At 69.1% G+C, this 20,341-nt stretch carries 23 protein-coding genes; 13 read left to right on the top strand and 10 right to left on the bottom strand.

The window, feature by feature from the left end:
* The first annotated feature begins 56 nt into the window (after nucleotides 1-56).
* On the top strand, nucleotides 57-797 hold the full coding sequence (locus tag TR50_RS12855; RefSeq protein ID WP_042419696.1) for a class I SAM-dependent methyltransferase: 741 nt from the start codon (nucleotides 57-59) through the stop codon (nucleotides 795-797).
* A gap of 69 nt (nucleotides 798-866) precedes the next feature.
* Entirely contained in the window at nucleotides 867-1,457 is a 591-nt protein-coding gene (locus TR50_RS12860; protein ID WP_042419699.1) for an ATP-binding protein, read from the top strand.
* 219 nt (nucleotides 1,458-1,676) lie between these two features.
* Here TR50_RS12860 and TR50_RS12865 read toward each other — a convergent pair whose 3' ends face one another.
* From TR50_RS12865 to TR50_RS12875, 3 genes are read right to left on the bottom strand one after another with little or no spacing between them, the layout of a single operon-like run.
* The gene (locus TR50_RS12865; RefSeq protein WP_042419714.1) at nucleotides 1,677-2,885 is read right to left on the bottom strand and encodes a cytochrome P450 family protein; all 1,209 of its coding nucleotides are present in this window, start codon (nucleotides 2,883-2,885) and stop codon (nucleotides 1,677-1,679) included.
* A 5-nt stretch (nucleotides 2,886-2,890) separates the two neighbouring features.
* Nucleotides 2,891-4,078, bottom strand: coding sequence for an MAB_1171c family putative transporter (locus TR50_RS12870; RefSeq protein ID WP_052440950.1), 1,188 nt, complete (start codon nucleotides 4,076-4,078; stop codon nucleotides 2,891-2,893).
* Nucleotides 4,075-4,632, bottom strand: a complete 558-nt coding sequence (locus tag TR50_RS12875) for a regulator component (RefSeq protein ID WP_236654394.1) — start codon at nucleotides 4,630-4,632, stop codon at nucleotides 4,075-4,077. The genes TR50_RS12870 and TR50_RS12875 overlap by 4 nt, the downstream gene beginning before the upstream one ends.
* Before the next feature lie 362 nt (nucleotides 4,633-4,994).
* Here TR50_RS12875 and TR50_RS44110 point away from each other — a divergent pair, with 362 nt between their 5' ends.
* A complete protein-coding gene (locus TR50_RS44110; protein WP_160311109.1) occupies nucleotides 4,995-5,819 on the top strand; it encodes an MmyB family transcriptional regulator in 825 nt (274 codons plus the stop codon).
* 6 nt (nucleotides 5,820-5,825) lie between these two features.
* Here TR50_RS44110 and TR50_RS12885 read toward each other — a convergent pair whose 3' ends face one another.
* A complete protein-coding gene (locus TR50_RS12885; RefSeq protein ID WP_042419717.1) occupies nucleotides 5,826-6,269 on the bottom strand; it encodes a helix-turn-helix transcriptional regulator in 444 nt (147 codons plus the stop codon).
* Between the two features lie 422 nt (nucleotides 6,270-6,691).
* Here TR50_RS12885 and TR50_RS12890 point away from each other — a divergent pair, with 422 nt between their 5' ends.
* The 9 genes from TR50_RS12890 (at nucleotide 6,692) to TR50_RS12930 (ending at nucleotide 13,770) form a co-directional block, all read left to right on the top strand.
* Entirely contained in the window at nucleotides 6,692-7,018 is a 327-nt protein-coding gene (locus TR50_RS12890) for a hypothetical protein (protein WP_042419721.1), read from the top strand.
* Between the two features lies 1 nt (nucleotide 7,019).
* Nucleotides 7,020-8,039 (top strand): hypothetical protein, encoded by a 1,020-nt coding sequence (locus TR50_RS12895; protein WP_042419723.1) that lies wholly within the window; start codon nucleotides 7,020-7,022, stop codon nucleotides 8,037-8,039.
* Nucleotides 8,039-8,746 (top strand): ATP-binding protein, encoded by a 708-nt coding sequence (locus TR50_RS12900; RefSeq protein WP_042419725.1) that lies wholly within the window; start codon nucleotides 8,039-8,041, stop codon nucleotides 8,744-8,746. Before TR50_RS12895 ends, TR50_RS12900 begins: the two co-directional genes overlap by 1 nt.
* Nucleotides 8,747-8,864: 118 nt before the next feature.
* Nucleotides 8,865-9,431, top strand: a complete 567-nt coding sequence (locus TR50_RS12905; RefSeq protein WP_042419727.1) for a WhiB family transcriptional regulator — start codon at nucleotides 8,865-8,867, stop codon at nucleotides 9,429-9,431.
* Nucleotides 9,428-10,501, top strand: a complete 1,074-nt coding sequence (locus TR50_RS12910; RefSeq protein ID WP_042419730.1) for a DUF2637 domain-containing protein — start codon at nucleotides 9,428-9,430, stop codon at nucleotides 10,499-10,501. The genes TR50_RS12905 and TR50_RS12910 overlap by 4 nt, the downstream gene beginning before the upstream one ends.
* Before the next feature lie 101 nt (nucleotides 10,502-10,602).
* Nucleotides 10,603-10,827: a hypothetical protein gene (locus tag TR50_RS12915; RefSeq protein WP_042419732.1), complete on the top strand. Its 225-nt coding sequence runs from the start codon at nucleotides 10,603-10,605 to the stop codon at nucleotides 10,825-10,827.
* A 250-nt stretch (nucleotides 10,828-11,077) separates the two neighbouring features.
* Complete coding sequence (locus TR50_RS48675; protein WP_236654395.1) at nucleotides 11,078-11,491, top strand: plasmid mobilization protein; 414 nt, start codon at nucleotides 11,078-11,080, stop codon at nucleotides 11,489-11,491.
* A complete protein-coding gene (locus TR50_RS12925) occupies nucleotides 11,491-13,260 on the top strand; it encodes a relaxase/mobilization nuclease domain-containing protein (RefSeq protein ID WP_042419736.1) in 1,770 nt (589 codons plus the stop codon). The genes TR50_RS48675 and TR50_RS12925 overlap by 1 nt, the downstream gene beginning before the upstream one ends.
* A gap of 153 nt (nucleotides 13,261-13,413) precedes the next feature.
* Nucleotides 13,414-13,770, top strand: coding sequence for a hypothetical protein (locus tag TR50_RS12930; protein ID WP_369405732.1), 357 nt, complete (start codon nucleotides 13,414-13,416; stop codon nucleotides 13,768-13,770).
* 154 nt (nucleotides 13,771-13,924) lie between these two features.
* On the opposite strand, the gene TR50_RS12935 is transcribed toward TR50_RS12930, so the two are convergent.
* Both TR50_RS12935 and TR50_RS12940 read right to left on the bottom strand, forming a co-directional pair.
* On the bottom strand, nucleotides 13,925-15,232 hold the full coding sequence (locus tag TR50_RS12935) for a hypothetical protein (protein ID WP_152648378.1): 1,308 nt from the start codon (nucleotides 15,230-15,232) through the stop codon (nucleotides 13,925-13,927).
* A gap of 146 nt (nucleotides 15,233-15,378) precedes the next feature.
* A complete protein-coding gene (locus TR50_RS12940) occupies nucleotides 15,379-16,206 on the bottom strand; it encodes an SDR family oxidoreductase (protein WP_042419743.1) in 828 nt (275 codons plus the stop codon).
* Nucleotides 16,207-16,440: 234 nt separating this feature from the next.
* Between TR50_RS12940 and TR50_RS42480 the strand changes: the two genes are divergently transcribed.
* Nucleotides 16,441-17,592 carry a YaaC family protein gene (locus tag TR50_RS42480; RefSeq protein WP_052440951.1) on the top strand — a complete coding sequence of 384 codons (1,152 nt, stop codon included), beginning with the start codon at nucleotides 16,441-16,443 and terminating at the stop codon, nucleotides 17,590-17,592.
* Nucleotides 17,593-17,892: 300 nt separating this feature from the next.
* Here TR50_RS42480 and TR50_RS49725 read toward each other — a convergent pair whose 3' ends face one another.
* The 4 genes from TR50_RS49725 to TR50_RS48680 form a co-directional block, all read right to left on the bottom strand.
* Nucleotides 17,893-18,027, bottom strand: a complete 135-nt coding sequence (locus tag TR50_RS49725; RefSeq protein WP_269084794.1) for a hypothetical protein — start codon at nucleotides 18,025-18,027, stop codon at nucleotides 17,893-17,895.
* A gap of 278 nt (nucleotides 18,028-18,305) precedes the next feature.
* Nucleotides 18,306-18,518 (bottom strand): hypothetical protein, encoded by a 213-nt coding sequence (locus TR50_RS12955; protein ID WP_042419746.1) that lies wholly within the window; start codon nucleotides 18,516-18,518, stop codon nucleotides 18,306-18,308.
* Between the two features lie 529 nt (nucleotides 18,519-19,047).
* Nucleotides 19,048-19,878, bottom strand: a complete 831-nt coding sequence (locus TR50_RS12960) for a hypothetical protein (RefSeq protein WP_052440952.1) — start codon at nucleotides 19,876-19,878, stop codon at nucleotides 19,048-19,050.
* On the bottom strand, nucleotides 19,875-20,341 hold a 467-nt coding region (locus TR50_RS48680), incomplete at its 5' end, for a hypothetical protein (RefSeq protein ID WP_042419749.1). The genes TR50_RS12960 and TR50_RS48680, both read right to left, overlap by 4 nt.

Genomic DNA, 20,341 nt, shown 5'->3' on the forward strand with positions numbered 1-20,341 from the left:
ACGTTCCGTCCTGCTCGACCCTTCATCCACTTCTGCAAGACGAGGAGACATCTGCCATGTCCAGGGACATTTCCGGCATACCGTCCGTTGATCTGCTCGGCGAGCAGATCGCCGCGGTGCTGGCCGACCCGACCGTTGGCCACGGCCTGGCCCGCACGCTGCGCGCTGCCGCCAAGGAAGTCGAGCTGAGCCGGTACCACCGGGCCAGCCAGCGCGCCTACCCGGATGGTCTGGACGAGCGGCCGTCCAAGGTCCAGATCGGCGGAGGTAGCCACCAGTTGGACGGCTTCTTCAACATCGACCTGGTACCGCCGGCCGACCTGCTCTGGGACGTGCGTGAGGGCATCCCGCTCCAGAGCGACACCGTCGAGCTGCTGTTCAACGAGCACTTCCTGGAGCACATCGACTACCCGCGGTCGGCAAAGGGCTTCGCCCGCGAGGCGCACCGGGTGCTGGCGCCGGGCGGCCGGATCATCACGGGCGTGCCGGATGCCGCCTTCGTGCTGAACGGGTATCCGGCCGCTCCGAAGCAGACCGCCGAGATGGTCGAGCGCTGGTACTCGAAGCGCAGCTGCCGGGGGGACATCAACACCTTCCTCGACCTGATCAACTACGTCCTCCGCGACCAGGACGATGACCCCACTTACACCCCGCATCTCTGGGCCTACGACTTCGAGAAGCTGGCCCAGCTGTTCACCGAGGCCGGCTTCTCCAAGGTCGAGCCCTGGATCTTCGACCCGACCCTGGCCAACCCGAAGCGCGAGTGGGCCAGCGTCTACGTCATCGCCACCAAGTAGGAGCTCGGCCACAACCTGCGCGGTCGTCCGGTCACGAGCCGGGCTCCGCCATGCCAGGAGGCGTCCGCCATGTCGCAACCACCGCCCCGGTCCCGCAGTCACCTGCTGCTCGCCGACACACCCAACGCCGCGGGTTGGGCCAGATGCCACACCCGCGACGTGTTGCGCCGCTGGCAGGTGCCTCCCGACTTGATCGACACCGTCCTGCTGGTGGTGTCCGAGCTGGCCACCAACGCCATCTGTCACCCCGGTGGCACGAAGCAGCCGGAGAAGCTGACCTCGGCTGACCTGGCCAAGGTGCGGAGCTTTGGGCTGGATCTTCAGCTGCTCGGCCAGGGCGTGGTGGTTCAGGTTGCCGACCGTGATCCGAGGCCCCCAGTGCTTCAGGAGGCCGGCGAAGACGACGAGGGTGGCCGGGGCATCTTCCTGGTTGAGCACATGAGCCAGCAGTGGGGCTTCTATCACCCGCAGGCTGGCGGGAAGGTTGTCTGGGCGGAAGTGCGTCTTGGAGCTGAGTCGAAGTCGCCGGAGCCGGCGAGCGTAAGGCCGCAGTCCAACCCGACGGGTCGGCCCCAGCCGCTTCAGAGCGCCGACGAGCAACTGCCAGCTGATGACCCGCTCGTGATCGGGCGTGTACTGGTGGGGTTGCGAGGACTCTGACAGAACCCGGGAGGGCCAACAACGTAGGACCCAATCAAGTTCCGTAGCGTCCTGCGTCGCATTGTTGGCATTCGTATATGTGATCGATCATCTGGGGAGCTCCCCCACTCTGGCCAAGCACCTCGGCAGGTGCCCGGGTTGTTGTCGACATGCCACCGGGTGCCAATGCGGGTCGCCACGGCGCAGAACGGGGATTAGGTGGTGCCGCAGCGGACGTGGTCAAACCTCGGCTCGCCGTCGCCGGATGGTTGGGGCGTTCCCGAGTGTCAGCGGGAGCGTCACAAGCGCCCGCACCAATCGCGTGGGCCGCCAGGCGAGCTGGTCTCGGGGTACAGCCACTCGCATGTCGGGGAAACGAGTGATGAGCTGCCCCAGTGCGATCTCGGCTTCGGCGCGGGCAAGGGGTGCGCCCAGGCAGCGGTGGATTCCGTGTCCGAAGCTGAGGTGCCCGCTGGCGTCGCGACCGAGGTCGAGGTCGTCGGGCTCCGGGAAGCGCAGCGGGTCGCGATTCGCGGCCCCGGGGCTGACGAGGACGGGGGAGCCCGCCGGGACGACGGTGCCGCCGAGGTCGACATCCTCGGTCGTGTAGCGGAAGGTGGCCTGGGCGACGGGGGAGTCGAAGCGGAGCAGCTCGTCGAGACTGTCCGGGAGCAGCTCGGGTCGGGCGCGCAACCGGTCCAGTTCTGCAGGGTGATCCAGCAAGGCGAGGAGCGCGTTGCCGAGGAAGCTTGTGGTGGTCTCGTGCCCGGCCATCAGAAGCAGTGCCGCAAGCGACACCAGCTCGGATTCCGTGAGGCGGTCTGCCTCGTCGCGGGCCGCGATCAGGGCATCGAGCAGGGAGTCCCCCGGGACGGTGCGCTTTGCGTCGATCAGGCGTGCGAGGTAGGCGGCCAGCTCGTGTGAGGCCGCGTCGGTGTCCGCCGGGTTGCCGGCGGCGAAGAGGGCCAGCGACCACGCCCGGACCTTGCCGCGGTCCTCGCCGGGAACGCCCAGCATCTCGCAGATGACGGTGACCGGGAGCGGAACCGCGAGAGTCTCGACGGCATCGACTTCCCCGTCGACGGGCCATTGGTCCAGAAGGTCGGAGGTGATGCGGCTGATAGCTGGGCGGAGCCGTGCCACCGCGCCAGTGGTGAACGCTGACGTGGCCAGACGACGGAGCCGGGTGTGGTCCGGCGGGTCGGTGGCGAGCATCGTCCGGGAAAGAGCGGGGTGCAGGGTGCGGCCACTTGGCCTACTGGCGAAGAAGGCAGAGGTGTCCTTCGAAAGTCGCGGATCGGCCAGGGCCTGGCGGGCCTCGGCGTAGCCGAGGACGAGGTAGCTGGTGCGCCCCTTGCGATCCGTCAGCGGCTGTACGGGGCAGTTGGACCGCAGGCGCGCCAAGGTGGGGTAGGGGTCGCGCAGGAAGTCGGGGCTGTTGATATCCATGAAGGTCAGGCTCCTACAGGCGACGGCTGGCCGCCGTCGGCGACACGAGGGGCGGGCACGCGGGCGAACGCTTCGGCCACGAGGAGGAGCCATCGCGCCTCGGACTCGAGGTCCCCGGACCGAGAGGCCACGTTGGGCGCCGGGGCAGCCGGATCCGCGGCCCGCTGTTCCGCGTTGCGCGCGGCCAGTGCTGCCTTCAGTACGACGGCTTCGGTGTACGCCTCGCGCTCAGCCCCGTCGGCCTCTGCCAGGACTGCCGCTTGCTGAGCACCTGTCGCTTGGACGCGCTGCGAGCGGTACGGCTGAAGAGTGAGGATGCCGTCGCTGATCTCGACGACGCGTCGCTGGAGGCGGAAGTCGGAGTCGAGGTTGTCGTGGGGCAGCACGATGTCCGGCGCGACCGAGGTCAGCGCCTGCCACAGCGGGCCGAGCTGGTTGTAGGAACGGACCTCCCAGCGGCGGCGCCGGTAGCGCTGAAGCGGAATCAGGACTGCGGGCAGTGTGAGACCGACGGCGATGAGCAGGACCGCCAAGGCCGGGGAGGTGACGCTGAAGACGCACGGCGCAGTGATCAGGGATGAGCATCGCTGTCCCTCGGGGAACAGGTGGTGGCCGGTGCCCATCGAGACCAGAACTACGGTCTTGTACGTGGCGTAGACGACGGCAAAGCCACAGCCGGCGGCTGCCGTCCGAAATCCGAGCCGCACGCTGGAGCGCTTGGCCTCCCTGGCGTGTTGCAGGGCCTGACGGAGGAGGTCGACGATCGTGAAGGCCAGCGCTCCGATGAAGACCAACAGGTAGAGCCCGTACATCCGGGGAGAGCGATGGGTGAGTGCCTCCCCGGCGAAGAGAAGCACCAGGAGAATCACCGAGACCATCAGCACAGTCACGCGCGTGCGGAGTCGGCGGCGAGCGATGACCTCATCGGGCTCGTTGAACCGGATGATCACAGCGAGAACGCTCGTTGCTGCGCACAGCGAGAAGCTGTTGCTGATCAGCCGGGCCACGTGCGGGACCACGGACTCGGCGGCGTCAGCGAGGAGCGGGGCGTAGGAGGCGAAGGCCATGGCGAAGCTGGCCAACACCGATCCCATCTCCCAGGTGCCCGCGGGCCGGGGTGTCTCCCGGCCGAAGGTCCAGTAGCCAGCAGCTGCCGCGAGAACGCAGGCAAGGCCAAGGAAGACAGCGTTCATCGTGTACCGAGCCAGCCTTTTCTGATGGCACGTCGAGCGGGACTGGCGAAGAAGGCGTCGACGCGGTCGGGAATGGACTTCGGGCGCGGGGGTGGAGTCAGGGAGTCGCGGTACATTCGCTGGCGCGTGAGCGAGGCCAGCATTTCTGCCTCCCGCTCGTCTTCTGTTCCGTATGCAGTCCGGCCTGACATCCGCCGGACCAGCGCCGGGTCGATCCCAAGGATCCGACCGAGATCGGGATTCATCTCCAGTGAGCCGGGATGGTCGCAGAGGATGTGGAACAGCTCGTGGGTGATGATGTGGCGCTGGTGGTGGCTGGAGGCCGACTCCTCGATGTACAGCACGTCCCGCTCGTCGTCCTCCAGGCGGATGCCGCACGGGATGTCGATCAGCCCTGTCGCCGGTAGACGTCTGAGCACGATCGGCTTGCCCCGCAGCTCCGAGATCCTTCGGCGAAGGTCGGCTGTCGTGAATGCGTGGGGGAGGTCCAGCTCGGCCAGGCGAACCTGACAGACAGTCCGAAGCGCATCGTCATCCAGTTGTGGCAAGGGCATAGCGCCACCCTTTACGACCGGGTAGCCGGGCCAGGAGCAGCGCGGCAGAGAAGAGCTTGCCCTGCTCAAATCGGCACGCGGTCTTCCGGAACGGTCTGTTCCGATAACCCAGCGTATTCGCCTCCCGCATCCAGGTTGCCGACCCTGGCCCAGGGTTGGCGGGATGGGGAGGTGCGAGCGCCGCCGCAATCTGGGCGATTTTCTTGGGTGTGGCCTTCTCGCGTCGATAGGCATTCCATCGGTTGAATTGCAAACAATCGCATGGAATGACTACACATGATGACATTTCCTTGATCGCCCGATTGATTCGAGGCCGCGTGTTGTGGCGCGAATCACTTATCCTCCGTATACCATCTCCGCCCATGGGCGCCCGGCGGTCAGCAGATGATCAGGAGAGCGAGGGGGCCGAGGAGGTGATCGGCGACCTGCTCAGGGCGTGGCGGCGCCGATCTACGCGCCGGGTTCCCGGAGTTCAGGCACGCGGCCCCGGGCTCACGCAGGAGGGGGTGGCGCGTCTGGGCGGATTCAGCACGCGCTGGTACGGCAAGCTGGAGCGGGGCGAGGGCGATGGGGAGCCCGAGGAGGAACTGCTGGAGAAGACGGCTCGCGTGCTCGACCTGAGCGAGGTGGAACGCCGCGTCCTCTTCCTCATGGCAACGGGCCACCTGCCGCCTCCGTTGCCGCCGGCGGACATGCCCGCCGAGGTGGACGACCGCCTCCGGCGGTTCCTGGAGCACCAGGACCCCGCTCCGGCCTATGTGTCCGACCTGGCATGGAACATCCTGGCTTGGAACCGCGCCGCCGCGTCGTGGTTCCCCTGGCTCTCGGAGCAGCCGTCACCAAATCTCATGCGCTGGGCCATCCTTGATCCGCGCGCCCGGCGGCAGCTCCTTCACTGGAGGGAGGACTGGGCCCGCCCGTATCTCGCGCAGATCCGGTACGCCCGAGTCATCCACCCCGACCACCCGGGCCTAATGGAATTGCAGCGGGACGTCCTGCGGGGCTCGGCGGACGCCCGGTCCATCTGGAAGGAACGGGAAGTGCGCGCCGAGAGTGATGGGGTGCTGCGGAGGCTGCGCTTGCCCCACCTCGAACGTCCGGAAGTCAGTGTCGTAGTCGTGGCGGTGGCGCCGATGAGCGGCCCGGATCTGCGCATGGTCGTGCTGCTCGACGCCGAGGAGCCCTGAGGCGGATCAGCCGTCGAGGTCGAACCCGCCATCCGGATTGCCCTCCAGGCCCTCCAGCTTGCGCGCCTGGTCGATCACGGTGGAGAGGATCTTGAGACTCTCCGTGCTCAGGCCGGCGGCACGCAGGGCGACTCGTCTGATGCCCTGGTCCCGCATGGCAGCTACGACGGCGATCTGCGCCCGAGCATGCTCGGCCACCTCGTCGTCGGAGAAGTAGCTGACTGGCACGCCGAACCACTCGGCCAGGGCCTTCACGGTCTCGAACTTCGGGTTCTTGTTCACGCCCGTCCGCAGTTGCTGCAGCGCGCTTGCCGTGATCTTGAAGCCGGTCTGCTCCAAGATCCCCTGTGCCGCCTCTGTGTACGTGTAGGGGCCCCGGTTCGGCGGGTGCACTTCCCGGAAGAGGACGTCGAGTCGTTCGGAGAACGAGCCCCCTCGCTGGTCCGTCATACCCGCCATCCTTTCGCCTGCGCCACGACAGCATTCTATCCAGTTTGGTGGCGCAACTGCACGGGCCGGACCGCTATCCGCACAACTGCGCTTGACGACTATGGGCAAGTGCGATGTACGGTTCCGGCATCAATCATCCACTGTGGTGTTGCGCCGCTGGTGGGAAGCCTGAAAGAGCATGGACTGTCGCCGGGCGTCGCCCTATGGTTGCGGTCCCGGCGGAGGCCAGGAACGAGGGGAAGCCGTGCAGATCAGAGCGCCATGAGCGCGCGGGTGGGGGTAGGCGAGACCGGCGCCCGGGAGCTACCAACTCCCGAACGCCGGGGCCGGCACCCCGAGGAGCGCCGAATCACATCTCGCGGGCGGCGGGGCTTTTGCACGAGAACCGCCGCACCGCGCTCCTACGAACCACGGAGTATCGCATGCTCGCCATGCCGAGCGGAACTCTGGCCTGCCCAGACGTCGCCCGCCAGCGCCGCCTGGCCACCCAGCTCGCGGACATGATCCCGGGCGCGGCCACCATCCGCGTCAGCCTCAATGACCCGAAGCAGCCGTGGCCCCACCCGCACGCCATTGCCAAGAACGAGGCCGGGCAGACGATCGAGCTGGGCCGCACGACCACCAGGATCGCGTCCCGCTGGATCCTTCGGGTCTGGCCGGACGCGGACTGGAACCGGCCGCACACCTTCGACCTCGCCGCCGCGACCCTCACCCGAAGCGACCTGATCGCCACCGGTTGGAGCCGCTGACATGGCGCGGATCCGGACCATCAAGCCCGAGGCGTTCGTCTCCGAGTCGCTCGCCGAGGTGAGCGTCGAGGCCGAGCGGACCTTCTTCGGTCTGCTCTGCCAGGCCGACGACCATGGTCGTCACCGTGACAACGCCGCGATCATCGCGGGGCTGCTCTGGCCCCTGCGCTCGGAGCACACCTCGGTCCACGTCGAGGACGACCTCCACCAGCTCGCGAACGCCGGCCTGATCTGCCGGTACACCGGCTGCGACGGCCGCCGCTACCTGCACATCGTGACCTGGACCCAGCACCAGAAGATCGACAAGCCGAGCCAGTCCCGGCTGCCCTCCTGTCCACAGCACCAGGGCGCCGACCGGTGCGCGCCGTGCAAGAGCCCCTGCGCCAAGCAGGTCGAGGAGTTGCCCACTCCTCCCCGAGGGCTCGCCGAGGCTTCGCCGAACGCTCCCCGAGCCTTCGATCTGCCCGCGCGGCCCGCCGCCACGCCTCCCGGCCACGTCGGGGCAGCTCCAGCCGCCCAGCAGGACACGTTCGACGGCATGGCCGAGGAGCCTGGCCGGACGAGCGGGAAAGTCGCAGGCCAGAGCACATTCGTCGAGGACTCTCCGAACCTTCCCCGAAACCTCGCGGAGGGCTCGGCGCCTGGATCCAGGATCTTGGATCCTGGATCTTCCTTCCCTACGGGGCGCACAGCGCCCGCAGAGACCGTCTCGGCCAACCAGCTCGTCGGCGAGTACATCGCCGCCTGCGCCGAGCGCCCGCCCAACGACGTGATCGGTCACCTTGGGCGGACCACCAAGAAGCTCCTGGGCGAGGGGATCGCCCCGGAGCACATCCGGGCAGGGCTGGCGAACTTCGCCGCCAACCCTAAGCATCCGAGCGTGCTAACCAGCATGGTCAACGAGGCCATGAACGCACGCTCCGCCGGTTTGGCGCGGCCGGGAATCCGGCCTAACGTGCCCGCTCACCAGGCGTGGACCAATCCGGTCGACGCTGCCGCCGCCTACGCCGAGGAGCTGTGATGCGCACCAGTACCCGCGAACCGCAGACCCTCGGCGGCGAGGGCACCCTGGACCGGATGGCCCGGATCCTGGCCGCCCGCAACATCACCCCGGCCGACGTCGCCTCGCTGGCCGACGAGCCCGAGCCCTTCTCCCCGCTGGCGGCCCTGTCCGCCGGGATGCCCCCGCGCTACCAGGGCGCGGTCGCCGACCATCCCCAGGTCCTGGCCTGGACCCGGGAGGTCGCCTCGGCGGCGGTCGCCCCGAGCCCGGGGGCCAGGCGGCAGGTCACCACCGGCCCGAGCCTGCTGATGGCGGGCGTGGTCGGCGCGGGCAAGACCCACCAGGCCTACGGCGCGGTCCGAAGGCTGGTCCAGAGCGGGGTCGGCGTGCGCTGGCGCGCGACCACCGCCGCCGACCTGTACGCCGACCTCCGCCCCCGGGCCGGGGTGGACAGCGAGCGGGAGCTGGCGGCTGTCAGTCGAGTGCCCCTGCTGATCATCGACGACCTCGGCGCGGCCAAGTCCTCCGAGTGGGTCGAGGAAGTGACCTATCGGCTCGTCAACCGCCGGTACAACCACATGCTCCCGACTCTGGTCACCACCAACCTGGCGATCAAGGACCTCCGGGCCTACCTCGGCGACCGCATCACCAGCAGGCTCGCGCAGATGACCACCCGGGTCGAGTTCGAGCCGGTCGACCGCAGACGCCTGCGCCCCGCAGCCTGACCCGCCCCAGGCCGCAACCGCCGGGCCGCGCGACAGCGCGCCGCCCCATGCACCTCCCGACCCAGCGCACCCCTCCGCCGACGCCGCTTGCGCGCGGAGAGCGATCGGAGCCAACCGCATGACCACCACGACGATCAGCCCTGCCCGCCACCGGTCGCTCGGCGACCACACCTGGCAGGACCAGGCCGTCTGCCAGAGCACCGAGTACAACCCAGTGGACCCTGAGGTCTTCTTCCCGGAGCCCGATGAGACCGACAAGATCGCCACCGCGAAGTCGCTGTGCGCCCAGTGCCCGGTCCGCCGCATCTGCCTGGACGCCGCCCTCGAAGGCGGCGACACCCACGGCATCCGGGGCGGCCTGACCGAGGAGGAGCGCGGGCCGCTCCACGAGAAGCTCCACCACCGCCTCGACTACAGCCGCGTCAACGCCACCGTCGCCGGGCGCGACATCCATCTCACCAAGGCCGAGCGCCGCGCGGTCGTCTACGCCGCCTACCGACACGGCCTGCCCGAGCAGCGCCTGGCCTGGCTCCTGAAGATCAGCGAGGAGCACGCCCAGAAGCTGTACCGCGAGACCCGCCGGGCCCTGCGCAACCGAGGTATGGACAAGGCCACGAGGACAACCGCACCCCCCGACGCCGACAGCAATCGCCTGGGCCGCAGCGACTTCGGGACGGCGGCGTGAACATCGCATCCGCGAGGATGGCGCACATCACCAGCTGGGACCGCGCAGTCGTCATCGCCCTGGGCGGCGCGGGATGCGCCCTGTCGTATGACGCCCTCCAGCAGATGGCCGTCGCGATCCACGTCCGCGGCTTCCTGACCTACCTCTTCCCCCTGGTCATCGACGGGTTCATCGCTTACGGCGTCCGCGCCCTCCTGGTCCTGCGCAACGCGCCTCTGCGCGCCAGGCTTTACGTGTGGACGCTCTTCGGCACCGCCACCGCCGCCAGCATCTGGGCCAACGCGCTCCACGCGGTGCGGCTGAACCAGCAAGCGGCCTCGGCCCCCGGACTGCGGCTCGGGGACACGGTGGTCGCGGTGCTCTCCACCATCGCCCCGCTCGCACTGGCCGGAGCGGTCCACCTCTACATCCTCATCGCCCGTGGCCCGGTCGAGAACACTGACCGCACCGGCCGCGACTACCACGGTCAGGCCGGTCACCTCGGGCAGACCGACCGGCCCGAGCACATCGCGGTCACCCGCACTGACCGGCACGGTCAGCCGCAGCCGAAGGCCGGTCAGGTCAGCGCCGGTCGCCCGGTCACTGCCCTGACCGAGAAGCCGCGCCTGCCCCGGGACATGGAGCTCCCGAGCCCTCGGACACTGACCCGGGACAGCGCCCCGGCGGACAGCAGCAGCCCGGACACCGGTCACCAAGAACCGCCGTACGAAGCCGCTGACCTGCCCGGACAGCCGGACAGCACGCTGCCGGTCACTCACCGCCCGTCCGGCACCGGACCGGTCACCGGCCACCAGGGCAGCCCCATGCCGGTCACTGACCGGCCAGTTGCCACGCCGCCGGTTACCCGCCCAGATGCCCGGACAGCCGGTGATCAGCGACCTGACCCGGACACCGAGGAACTGCTGGAGATCGCCCGGTCGGCGGTCAGGGCTGAAGACAAGCTGACCCGCAAGGTGGTCGCCCAGGCGATCCGCGGTCAGCAGATCCCGCTGTCCAGCGACACGCTGACCGCCCTGATGGTCCAGCTCCGCCAGCAGCACGGTCAGCCGGTCACCTCCACCCGGAACTGACCGGACAGCACGAAGCGGGTGACCGAGCCGGACGCCTCGGCCGGTCACCCGCCCCGAGCACGCACCCCACAACCATCCACAGTGAACCGGAAACCAGACTCATGCGCACGCACCCCGCCACCCCGACCGAGGTCGACTCGTGGCTGACCGTCCTGCACCAGAACGGCCACCTCCACCGCGCCCAATCCGGCCCCGACACCACCTGGACGGTGCAGCGAACCCGGCACAGTCGCCCGTGGACCCTCCACCACCCGGTCCTGGCCATGGACTGGATCGAGGACCTCATCCGCGAAGTCCGACAGCAGAAGCCGGAGACGCGTCGGTGACCGTCAACGACCCGTCGGCCACCCCGTCCGGACAGCAGCGTGACCCCACCACGGCTCCTGGCGGAGCAAGTTGTCCCCTTGGATATCCCAAGGGGCTATCCAAGGGGGAACCCCTCGCCCAAGGGGGCGAGGGCGGCTGGACCGGTCCCGGGGCGAGGGCTCCCCGGGTCCAGTCCAGCCCGCGGCACCAGGGGGCGCCGCGTCCGGGAGAAGCCCACCACCTCCCGCAACCGCCGCGAGCGAGCCGACCGTGAGCACACCCGCCTTCCCCGACCGCGCCCCACACCGCCGCCAGTACATGCCCAGCCACCGAGAAGACATCATCGCCACCCGCCTGACCCCCGACGAGAAAGCCGAGATCACCGCCGCTGCCCAGCGCGCCGGACTGTTCCCCTCCGGCTTCCTCGCCGAGGCCGGCCTCGCTGCCGCCCGCGGTTCCACCACCGTCCAGCCCAACCGCCGCCTTGACGACGCCATCGACGAACTGGCCGCCACCCGCGCCGCGCTGGCCCGCATCGGCAACAACATCAACCAGATCGCCCACATCTACAACTCCGGCGGCATGCCGCGCCCCGGCGAACTCGCCCACGCCCTGGCAGCCCTGGTCCAAACCCTTGCGGGCATCGACACCACGGCCAGCACCCTCGTAGGACAGCGCAACTGATGATCCCCAAGATCCGACGCGGCAACCGCACCCGAGGACTGCTCGCCTACCTCTTCGGCGCGGGCAAGCACGAAGAGCACACCGACGCCCACCTCGTCGGCTCCTGGGACGGCTTCGCCCCCGACCCCGGCCGCGCCCCGAACCCCGACGCCGACCCCGACATCACGCTCTCCCGCCTCGCCGCAGCCCTGGACCTCCGCGTCAAGCAGGTCGGCGACCGCGCACCGGCCGAACACGTCTGGCACTGCTCGGTCCGCACCGCCCCAGGCGACCGAACCCTGAGCGACGAGGAGTGGAACGGCATCGCCAAGCGCATCCTGCACGCCGTCAACATCGCCCCAAAGGACGACCCTGACGGCTGCCGCTGGGTCGCGGTGCGCCACGCGGACGACCACATCCACATCCTGGCCACCATGGTCCGAGGCGACCTGCGCCGTCCCAGGATGAATTTCGACAAGAAGCAGGCCCAGGCCGAATGCCGAGCCATCGAACAGGAGATGGGCCTGCGCCGACTCCACGCCGGAGACGGCACCGGAGCCAAGAACCCCACCAGCGCCGAACGCTTCAAGGCCGATCGAACCGGCCGGCCCGAGGCCCCGCGCGAGACGCTCCGCGAAGCCGTCCGCCAGGCTCTCGCCGGAGCCGCCACCGAAGAGGAGTTCTTCACCCGGCTCCGCGAGGCCGGACTGCGCATCAGGATCCGGAACGCCCCGTCCGGCGAATCCATCGGCTACAACGTCGCCCTGCCGGGCGACCGCAACCGCGACGGCCAGCCGATCTGGTTCTCCGGCTCCAAACTGGCCCCCGACCTGTCCCTGCCGAAGATCCGCACCCGCCTGGCCGACGGCACCGGCGAGCCCACGATCCCCGTGGCCACTGCCAGCGGCCGACGGGACTGGTCGTCCCCGGCCCGGGAACGACGCAGCGCCATGGCAGTCGCCGAGCGCACCACCATCCTGCTCGACAAGGACGACGAGGAGGCCGCCGCGTATCTCGTCGGGGTCGGCGAACTGCTGGACGCTGTCGCCCAGACCTCCCCGGCCGCGACCCGCGCCGAACTGGGGGCAGCGGCTCGCTCCTTCGAGCGCGCCACCCGCAGCCACGTCCGGGCCGAGCGCGCCGACACCCGCGCGATCCGTTCGGCAGCCCGGGGCATCATCAAGGCCGGCAGCGCCCTCGGCCGGGGCGAGGACGGCGGCACTACCGCCATGCTCCTGTCCACCCTGGTCCTGGTCGCCCTCTCCGCCGCCCGCTGGCACTCCTCACGCGGCCATGCCCAGCAAGCCCACGCCTCGAGGCAGGCCGCCGAGCATCTGCGAGCCGCCTACCGTCAGGCCGCCGCCACGCCCATGCAGACCCTGCGCGACCAAGGCCGCGCCCTGCCCGCAGCCGAACGCCGGACCCACGCCGCGACGATTAGTGCGGCCCTGCCGAGCGACATGATGCGTCCAGACAGCGCCCCCGAGACTGATGCCCTGGCCGCCACCCTCGCCCAGGCCGAACAGGCAGGCCACGACCCCAAGGCCCTGCTGCAGCAGGCCATCGACATGCGCGAACTCGACACCGCCGACGACATCACCGACGTCCTGGTCTGGCGACTACGCCGCCTCGCCCAGCTCCCGGCCCACCCCGGCGTGGCGCCGCGACGCCCGGAGGCCGGCACCTGCCAGCCCGAGGCTACGGTCCCGCACACCCGTATCCGGACTGCGCCCTCGGCTGCCCCCCGTCCGGCCGCATCGGACTCGCGGAACCGCTCACTGCGACGCTGACCAGCAGTCCGGCAGGCCCGTCACCTGCCTGCCGGACTTCGACAAACCTTTGGACAGTCGGTTCCACTGGCTGTTAGGGATGGAAACAAGGTCCTCGACAGGGAGATGACGCTCGTGCTCAGAACCACCGCCCGCCCCGTAGCGCCTAACCCAGTGCAGCCCGCCTCCGCATCCGGGCGCGATCCCCTGCTGCAACTCGACTACGAGACACAGCCGCCCAGCGGCCCCGGCGCGACGCGCTGCCTCAGCCACCCGAGCGAGCTGGCCCTCCGTGGGATTCCCGTGAGCTGCTCCGCCTGCCGCGCCCGGCGCGACTGGCTGCTCATCAACCAGGGCTGCAACGTCTGGATCGTCTGCCGGTGTAGCAGCCAGTGGCACGAACCCGAGATCAGCCGCGCCGACTTCGACGCCTTGATCGCCATCCCGGACGGGACAACCTACCCCAGCGTCGAGCAGGGACTCGCGGCGTTGGGCTTCGACGGACTTCTCGCTGGTACCAGCTGGGACTAACGCCGTGAGTTGCTTGGACGCACAATCGCCGTCAGCCTGGTCGATGACCCGCGGCCTTGGAACGAACGGCGACGATCTACCACATGGTGTCCTTGCCGCGGCACCACCCGAGCCACCCTCGCCGAGGGCTTCGTCAGCCGGAGACGTGGCACGGCTACTTCGGCTCTGCCCGAGCGTTCACCCCTACTCCTTCAGCAGATGAATCCGGCGACACGATTTCCAGCTTCTGCTCGAGCCCCTGGGGAGGTTGTTCCAGGCGGAGCGGCGCCCAGTCGACGCCTCTCACTGTGGCCAACGCAGCCTCGACCTTGGCTGGCAGTCGCCGACCGGCGATCGGACTCCGCGCAAGATGCCACCATCGGAAGTCCGCGACCTGGCAAATCGCAGCACTAGCCCGCGCGATCAACGGGTCGAGGGTCGTAGCCTGCCGGGCGATGTACGCCGCCAACTCCTCGCGGTAAGAATCCAGCGTTGGATCGTCGACAACGGCCATCCGCCACAGCCTCAGAGTTGAGAACTGGATCCAGGACCGCGATGAGTCCTCGAGTGCTGCGCCCGAAGCAAGAAGGAACTCAACCGAGTCGGTCAATCTCCGTTCACGACCTCGCAGAGTTCGGTCGCGCGCTACGTCCTCGAGTGTCGTGATCGCCTCGCGAAGTCTGTCGATGTCGTGGAGCAGGTGTGTCCGGAGCAGAATCCCGCTCGACTCGATCTGTCGCCAGTTCATCTCCGAGAGGGTCTCGGCGCTCCTCGCGGTTCGGTAGACCTCCGCAAGTTGGTCCTGCGCGGCACGAGCCTCCGAGTGCCATTCGCGGAGCTGCTGTCGCTGGACGCTTCCCACCTGTTCGGAAATGGTCGTGAGCTGCTTCTCGATCCGATCGAGCTGAGCCTGGAGCGCCATCGCGGAAAGAGCGTTCATCATCGACGATGCTGCAGCGAGCCTACTTATCCCCTTGAGGCGCGCAACATGCTGGAACCTGCCCTTGCTGTCTCGAACGAGGGCGAGGACCTCTCCCGCCTTGTCCTTCGCCGCGCTGCCCGCGCGAATAGCGGCCGCCATCTCTGGGTCGACCAACATGAGGCGTCCGACCATCTGCTGGTACGTCTGTACGCCGTCCACGGCAGCCTTGGTCCGAGTGGCCCAGGATCCGAGCTGCATTGGCGTCTGGATCAGCGTCGTGCCGAACACGTCCAGATTCTCGGGCGTGCCGAACACGTAGGCCTCATCGTCGCTGGTTCCTGGTATGACCAAGACCTGGGAGTCAACGACAGGTACGGGCGATGGTCTCGACTCCGTCGACACCATGCCGGTCATGCCGGATCGTGCCTTCGGTTGAAGGTTCTCGTCTGTGGGTCCGGTGCTGACGTCGACCGGACGCCGACGGAGGATCAAGAGCGTTGCCAACACTGCACAGCCGACGGCTGCGAGGGTGACCAAGGTGACTATGGCAGCGTTCGGCATGCGTCAACTCTAATGACCTTGGGATGAACGGTGGGGCCCTGATCCCAATCCCGCCTCGTTCCTCGCCACGGTCCCATGTGCGCAGGCTATCCGGCCAGGCAGTCGTCTGGGCATCGTGTCGTGTTGGCCGCGGGCCCGGCTCGTGCTCAGGTCTCCTGGGCGAGGAACTGGCGGGCGCCGCGCAGCGTGGTGCGGAGCCTGCTCTGGGTGTCCCGGTTGTCGAGCCGGACATCGAGAGCCCCGGGAAGCCCGCTGTTCGCTCGTAAGCCGGCAGGGATCCGGGTGGAGTCAAGCCCGTCACGTCGGGCGATGAGGACGCCGAGTTCGTGGCGGTTCACAGCATCGACGCCGCTCAAGTGGTGAACACCAGGCGCGCCGGTGTCGGCGAGTTCCAGCAGGGCGGCCGCCAGGTCGGTGACGTGCACTGGGCAGCGGATGTCGTCAGTGAACAGCGCACCGCTGCGGGCGCCGGCCGCCAGGTCGTGCACCGCGCGGACGTGCTCGGATCGCAGGTCGCCGATGATGAGCGATGTCCGGGCGATCACGGCGTTCGGGGACAGGAGGCGGACCCCGGTCTCCGCTGCGGCTTTCGCTGCGCCGTAGGGGGTGAGCGGGTCCGGCAGGCAGGACTCGTCGTAGTGGACGCGGGCGCCGGAGAACACTGCGTCACTGGATACGTGGACCAGGCGGCTGCCGCGTCGTGCCGCTGCCATCGCCAGGCGAACCGGTCCCTCGGCCGTGACCGCCCAGTCGGCTCCGCCGTTCGTCGCGTTGACGATCACGCGCGGTCGCACCTTGGCCATGACGGCTTCCAGCCGGTCGGGATCCCGCAGGTCTAGAGCGTGCCAGGAGATCCCTGGGGCGCTATCGGGCATGCGTGTGAAGGTCGCGGCTGTCGTGTGTCCCGCCGTCACCGCTTGCCGCACCAGCTCGGCGCCCAGGAACCCGCTGCCGCCGACGATCAGCACTGTCATGAACCGACACCGTAGAGGAAACCAGTGCGTCGCTGCGGCCACGGATCGGCCGTCTGTCGTCCCCCTCGGCCTCTGCACCGCGACGGCGTACGGGCCGGGAAGGCATCTCCTAGTCGGCTTCTGCGCGGCTGTACGGTGGCCTGATCTCGTATGGTCGGATATCCCGTGGCGGCACCCGTGTTGACGGGCGGACACTTCTTCCGGCATTCGCGTCCCCGACGAAGGAGAAGAGCCGTGCACACCCCCGGAGGCGTAGGCGGTTTCGCCGAGTACACGCCGGCCATGTTCCAGCGCTGGATTCGGGGGCTACGGGCCGACCCGCCGGGCGCCGCCGGTCAGGAAAAGGCGCGGAAGGAGACGTTCTCCGCGGCGCTGGAGCAGGCCGAGCAGCTGTTCGCGGCCGCGCGGGTAACCGACGCGATGGTCCGGCCGCTGCTGGTCTACTACGGGCTCAACCAGGCCGGGCGGGCCATCGCCGCGGCCGCCTCGACCGTGCCGAACAAGGCGCAGGAGAAGGGGAAGCCGGGCGAGCCGTGGAAGCTGGCCGGCCACGGGCTGGGCATCGTGGGCGGGACGAACGCGATGAACGGCCTTGACGTCGCGGATATCCCGATCGTGAGCCACAAGAGCGGGGCCTTCCCGCAGCTTGCCGAGATCCTCGGCTCGGGGTCCCTGATCGCGACCAGGCCAGACGGCACAGAGGCGACCCCGGTTACCGTGGGTCAGATCTGGGAGACCATCTCGGACACGATCGGCTTCAGCCTCCCCGGTCCTGCTGGCCTCCCGGCCCTGGCGTTCGATGCTGAAGGTCCGCTCGGCCACTACACCGGCACCGACCTGAACTCCCTTATGCTCGCACCTGTGCGCCGGGGACAGGAGTCCGGGCGGCTCGAGGGCATCCCACGTCGCATATACGAGGCGGCGGACCAGAGGACGGCACTGAAGGAGTTCTTGGACCGCTATCCAACGCTCGGCGGCTACCAACTCGATGGCCCAGACGGGCGACTGGGCTGGGTGTCGGACTCGGCGATGAGCGCGTTGGGTATGCACGAGGTACGGGTGTACTGGAACCTGGCCGAGCCAGTCGCCGGTCAGCCGACCGCGCCGCTCGAAGAGCGGGTCGCGACGCCGTACCGGGGTCAGCATTTCGCGTACCCCGCCCTCGGCGACAACCCGAGGCCCTTGCACCCCCTGCTCGCCTGGTGGGCCGTGCTGTACGCGCTATCGATGCTCGCCCGGTATGAGCCGTGCGCCTGGAATAAGCGCGCCAACATCGACTCCAGCAAGGAAGCCGTCCCGATTGAACACCTCCTGGAGGCGGCGCTGGACCATCTGCCGCGCGTCATCCTCGACACCATCGACGAGATCTCCCGGCCAGCGGCGTAGAGAGCCACGGCAGCGGCGTCGGGCCGAGCCGAGGTACCAGGACGGGGTTACCCCGTTGTGTCGCGTGCCGGGCTGCCCCGACCGCAGTTCGACGACTACACGATTACGTGTTGCTCCCAGGACGTGGTTGATCAGGGCACCGACAGCTTGGTCCAGCCCGCTGGGGCTTGGGGTTCCGTTCGCCGGGAGTGGGCTGGCCCCCGACCTCGTTCGCCGGGGATGAGGGTACGCAATGCGAGGCTGGGCAAGCAGGAAGGCCGCCCCTGCCTGAACGGCGCGGACAGCCTGCTGTGGTACCGGTCAGACCTGGGCGAGGCGGTTCGACTTGAGAGCGGCTGTCGCGAGCGCGGGGCACAGGCCGAGCACCTCGTGGATGGTCGGGCGGACCAGGCGCGGCCAGTAGTCGGGGGCGGCGGGCCAAGAGGCGAGGTGCACCTCGGTGGTCGCCCGCCCCAGACGGGCCGTGACGTCCCAGCCCGCGCGGGGGGGGCTGGTTCCCAGTGCAGGCTGACACGGCCGAGAGGGAGTCGCGGGGTGTCGGTTGCGAGCCACGCGACGTCGAGCGGCCCGTCGGGCTGGGCGGAGATGCGCCGCACCAGTGCGCCGCGCACGCCGCCCGGCATGGGCCGGGGAGCGAGAGTCGGCAGCGGAAGGGCGAGTAGACGAGGGATCTGGGTGAGATGAGGGCCTCCGGTACGAGTCAGTGGGACAGGTCAGACCCAAGCGAGGGCGTCGCTGACCGCCATGGGGAGGTAGCCCTCCTGGCCGTCATCGGCGATGAATGCCATCCCGTCCTGCACGACGACTTCCACCCCCACGTAGTGGGTGAACGGGAAGTCGGGGTTGACGGCGAGTCGGATCGGCAGGTCGGGGTCGAGGCCCTGGAGCTGGCGCAGCAGGTGGCCGACGGTCAGGTTGTGCGGCATGTGAACCTCCGAGAGAGAGCGGGGAAGGCGTGGCGGGGTCGCGCGATGGAGCGTCAGGAGCCTTCGAGACGCGGGAGGTCGCGGAGGACCCTCGGCCCCTCATGGCCGGTGGCCCCTCCGTTGACCTGCGACTCTTCCCGCCACCCGTACGTTGACATGCCATGTGCCGAGCTACGTAGTCCTTTCCCGGGAGGGGGCGTCTGCCGTGGGCGAACTGGTCGCCGCACCTGCTGATAGTTCGCAGCGAGGAATGGATCGCAGGACGCGGCTGTCGTAGGTGGGATGCGGCGCAGGGCCATACGGAGTTGAAGGGCGACAGCGACGTGGCGGAGTCGAGCAGCCACGGGGACGGAGTCTGGCCGTAGCGGAAAGGCCGGTCGGCTGGGCAACCGCGGACGACGAGCGACATGGTCGCCGACGGCCAGTGGGCTGTCCGCGCACGGTACAGCGATCGGCCAGACGAAGACGGGACGTTGGAGCACCGGGTCACCGATGGCCGTCGGACATGACGGTCTGCATTTCTGAGGAATCAGCGGGACCGCGATGGCGTGTTGATCACGGGCGTGGCGGTCGTCGTGGGAGCCGAGTTTGCGGAGGCACCGGTCATCGCGGCGGCGCCGCTGCGCCTGAGGGCGGCGGACACGCGAGGCGAGGCCGAGCGGGCGTCGCGCAGTGCGGCCTCACCCTGGGGTGTGAGCGAGAGGAGCTGCCCAGGTCGGTACAGCCCCTCACTGCTGTCCTGGGCGAGCAGTCCGTCGGTGACCAGCCGTTGGACGGTTTCGGGCCAGACTTCTGGGGTGGGCCGTTGGCCCGTTCCGTTCGAGAGGTAGGCGTAGCCGTACATCGCGCTCTGGCGGAATCGCAGCCCGCCGGCCTCGATCGCTTCGAGGGCCCGGAGTTGGCGATCATCCGAGATGGCCCAGTCGTCGTCTCGGCCGGTGCCCTGTTCCTTTCCCGAGCTGGTGGTCGACGCCCGCGGGAACTGCGAAGCGTCAGGTGCCGACTGTAGGGGACGGGATGCGGCAGCGGACCTGGCCAGCTGCTCGGCCGCTCCATCATGGCGGGCGGCGAGCAGCTCGATCTGCGGGCGGATTGTCCGCAGGAGGCCGTCCCAGCCGTGCATGCTGGCGTGGTCGCCGTTGGCGATGGGTTGAAGCAGCTCGATGGCGGACTGGGCGGCGCGGGTCAGCTCCCTGTGAACGTCGTCGACGTCGCGGTCGGTTTCGGCTACCAGCCCGTCCACCAGATCGAGCAGATCACGGAGCTGACGCTCGGTGCTCAGCTTCCAGGGATCGTTAGCGCCGAACCCCTCGGCGACCAGATGCGCGCCGGGCCGCCTGGCCGTGTCGTTGGCGTTCATTCGGACGCCTCCATCCGTGCGAGCAGCGAGCGGACGAGGGTGGGCAGGCTGTCTGGGCCGTCCCCGATCCGTACGTGGTCGGTGGCTTCGCTGAGGACGTAGGCGGCGTCTTCGAGCAGGCCGCTGGAGATCTCCATGCAGGCGTCGGTGATCCGGGAGGCGGCGAGCAGGGACTGGGAGAGCACCTCGACGTAGTCGCCGGGTGGGAGTCCGGCGGCCTCGGCGGCGGTTCGGATCGCCGCCAGCTCCAGCGTGCTGAACGCGAAGTCGGAGTCGTTGTCCCGCGTCGTTGCGAGCGGGGCGAAGGCCGGGTCCGGCGGTGCGGCGGGGATGCCCACGCGAGTGCAGATCTGGTCGACCGAGGCTGTCAGCTCGGCGAGCGACTCGGTCAGCCATCCCAGCGCGGAGGCGTAGGACGCCAGGGCGAACAGGCCCGCCGGTGTGGCGGGTAGGGGCTCGTCGC

The organism is Streptacidiphilus anmyonensis, assembly GCF_000787855.1.
Taxonomy (GTDB): Bacteria; Actinomycetota; Actinomycetes; order Streptomycetales; family Streptomycetaceae; genus Streptacidiphilus; species Streptacidiphilus anmyonensis.

What these genes read in the sequence shown, in the direction of transcription:
- TR50_RS12855 (WP_042419696.1), top strand. Translation starts at nt 57, where the DNA reads ATGTCCAGGGACATTTCCGGCATACCGTCCGTTGATCTGCTCGGCGAG.
- TR50_RS12860 (WP_042419699.1), top strand. Translation starts at nt 867, where the DNA reads ATGTCGCAACCACCGCCCCGGTCCCGCAGTCACCTGCTGCTCGCCGAC.
- TR50_RS12865 (WP_042419714.1), bottom strand. Translation starts at nt 2,885, where the DNA reads ATGGATATCAACAGCCCCGACTTCCTGCGCGACCCCTACCCCACCTTG.
- TR50_RS12870 (WP_052440950.1), bottom strand. Translation starts at nt 4,078, where the DNA reads ATGAACGCTGTCTTCCTTGGCCTTGCCTGCGTTCTCGCGGCAGCTGCT.
- TR50_RS12875 (WP_236654394.1), bottom strand. Translation starts at nt 4,632, where the DNA reads ATGCCCTTGCCACAACTGGATGACGATGCGCTTCGGACTGTCTGTCAG.
- TR50_RS44110 (WP_160311109.1), top strand. Translation starts at nt 4,995, where the DNA reads ATGGGCGCCCGGCGGTCAGCAGATGATCAGGAGAGCGAGGGGGCCGAG.
- TR50_RS12885 (WP_042419717.1), bottom strand. Translation starts at nt 6,269, where the DNA reads ATGACGGACCAGCGAGGGGGCTCGTTCTCCGAACGACTCGACGTCCTC.
- TR50_RS12890 (WP_042419721.1), top strand. Translation starts at nt 6,692, where the DNA reads ATGCTCGCCATGCCGAGCGGAACTCTGGCCTGCCCAGACGTCGCCCGC.
- TR50_RS12895 (WP_042419723.1), top strand. Translation starts at nt 7,020, where the DNA reads ATGGCGCGGATCCGGACCATCAAGCCCGAGGCGTTCGTCTCCGAGTCG.
- TR50_RS12900 (WP_042419725.1), top strand. Translation starts at nt 8,039, where the DNA reads ATGCGCACCAGTACCCGCGAACCGCAGACCCTCGGCGGCGAGGGCACC.
- TR50_RS12905 (WP_042419727.1), top strand. Translation starts at nt 8,865, where the DNA reads ATGACCACCACGACGATCAGCCCTGCCCGCCACCGGTCGCTCGGCGAC.
- TR50_RS12915 (WP_042419732.1), top strand. Translation starts at nt 10,603, where the DNA reads ATGCGCACGCACCCCGCCACCCCGACCGAGGTCGACTCGTGGCTGACC.
- TR50_RS12925 (WP_042419736.1), top strand. Translation starts at nt 11,491, where the DNA reads ATGATCCCCAAGATCCGACGCGGCAACCGCACCCGAGGACTGCTCGCC.
- TR50_RS12935 (WP_152648378.1), bottom strand. Translation starts at nt 15,232, where the DNA reads ATGCCGAACGCTGCCATAGTCACCTTGGTCACCCTCGCAGCCGTCGGC.
- TR50_RS12940 (WP_042419743.1), bottom strand. Translation starts at nt 16,206, where the DNA reads ATGACAGTGCTGATCGTCGGCGGCAGCGGGTTCCTGGGCGCCGAGCTG.
- TR50_RS12955 (WP_042419746.1), bottom strand. Translation starts at nt 18,518, where the DNA reads ATGCCGCACAACCTGACCGTCGGCCACCTGCTGCGCCAGCTCCAGGGC.
- TR50_RS12960 (WP_052440952.1), bottom strand. Translation starts at nt 19,878, where the DNA reads ATGAACGCCAACGACACGGCCAGGCGGCCCGGCGCGCATCTGGTCGCC.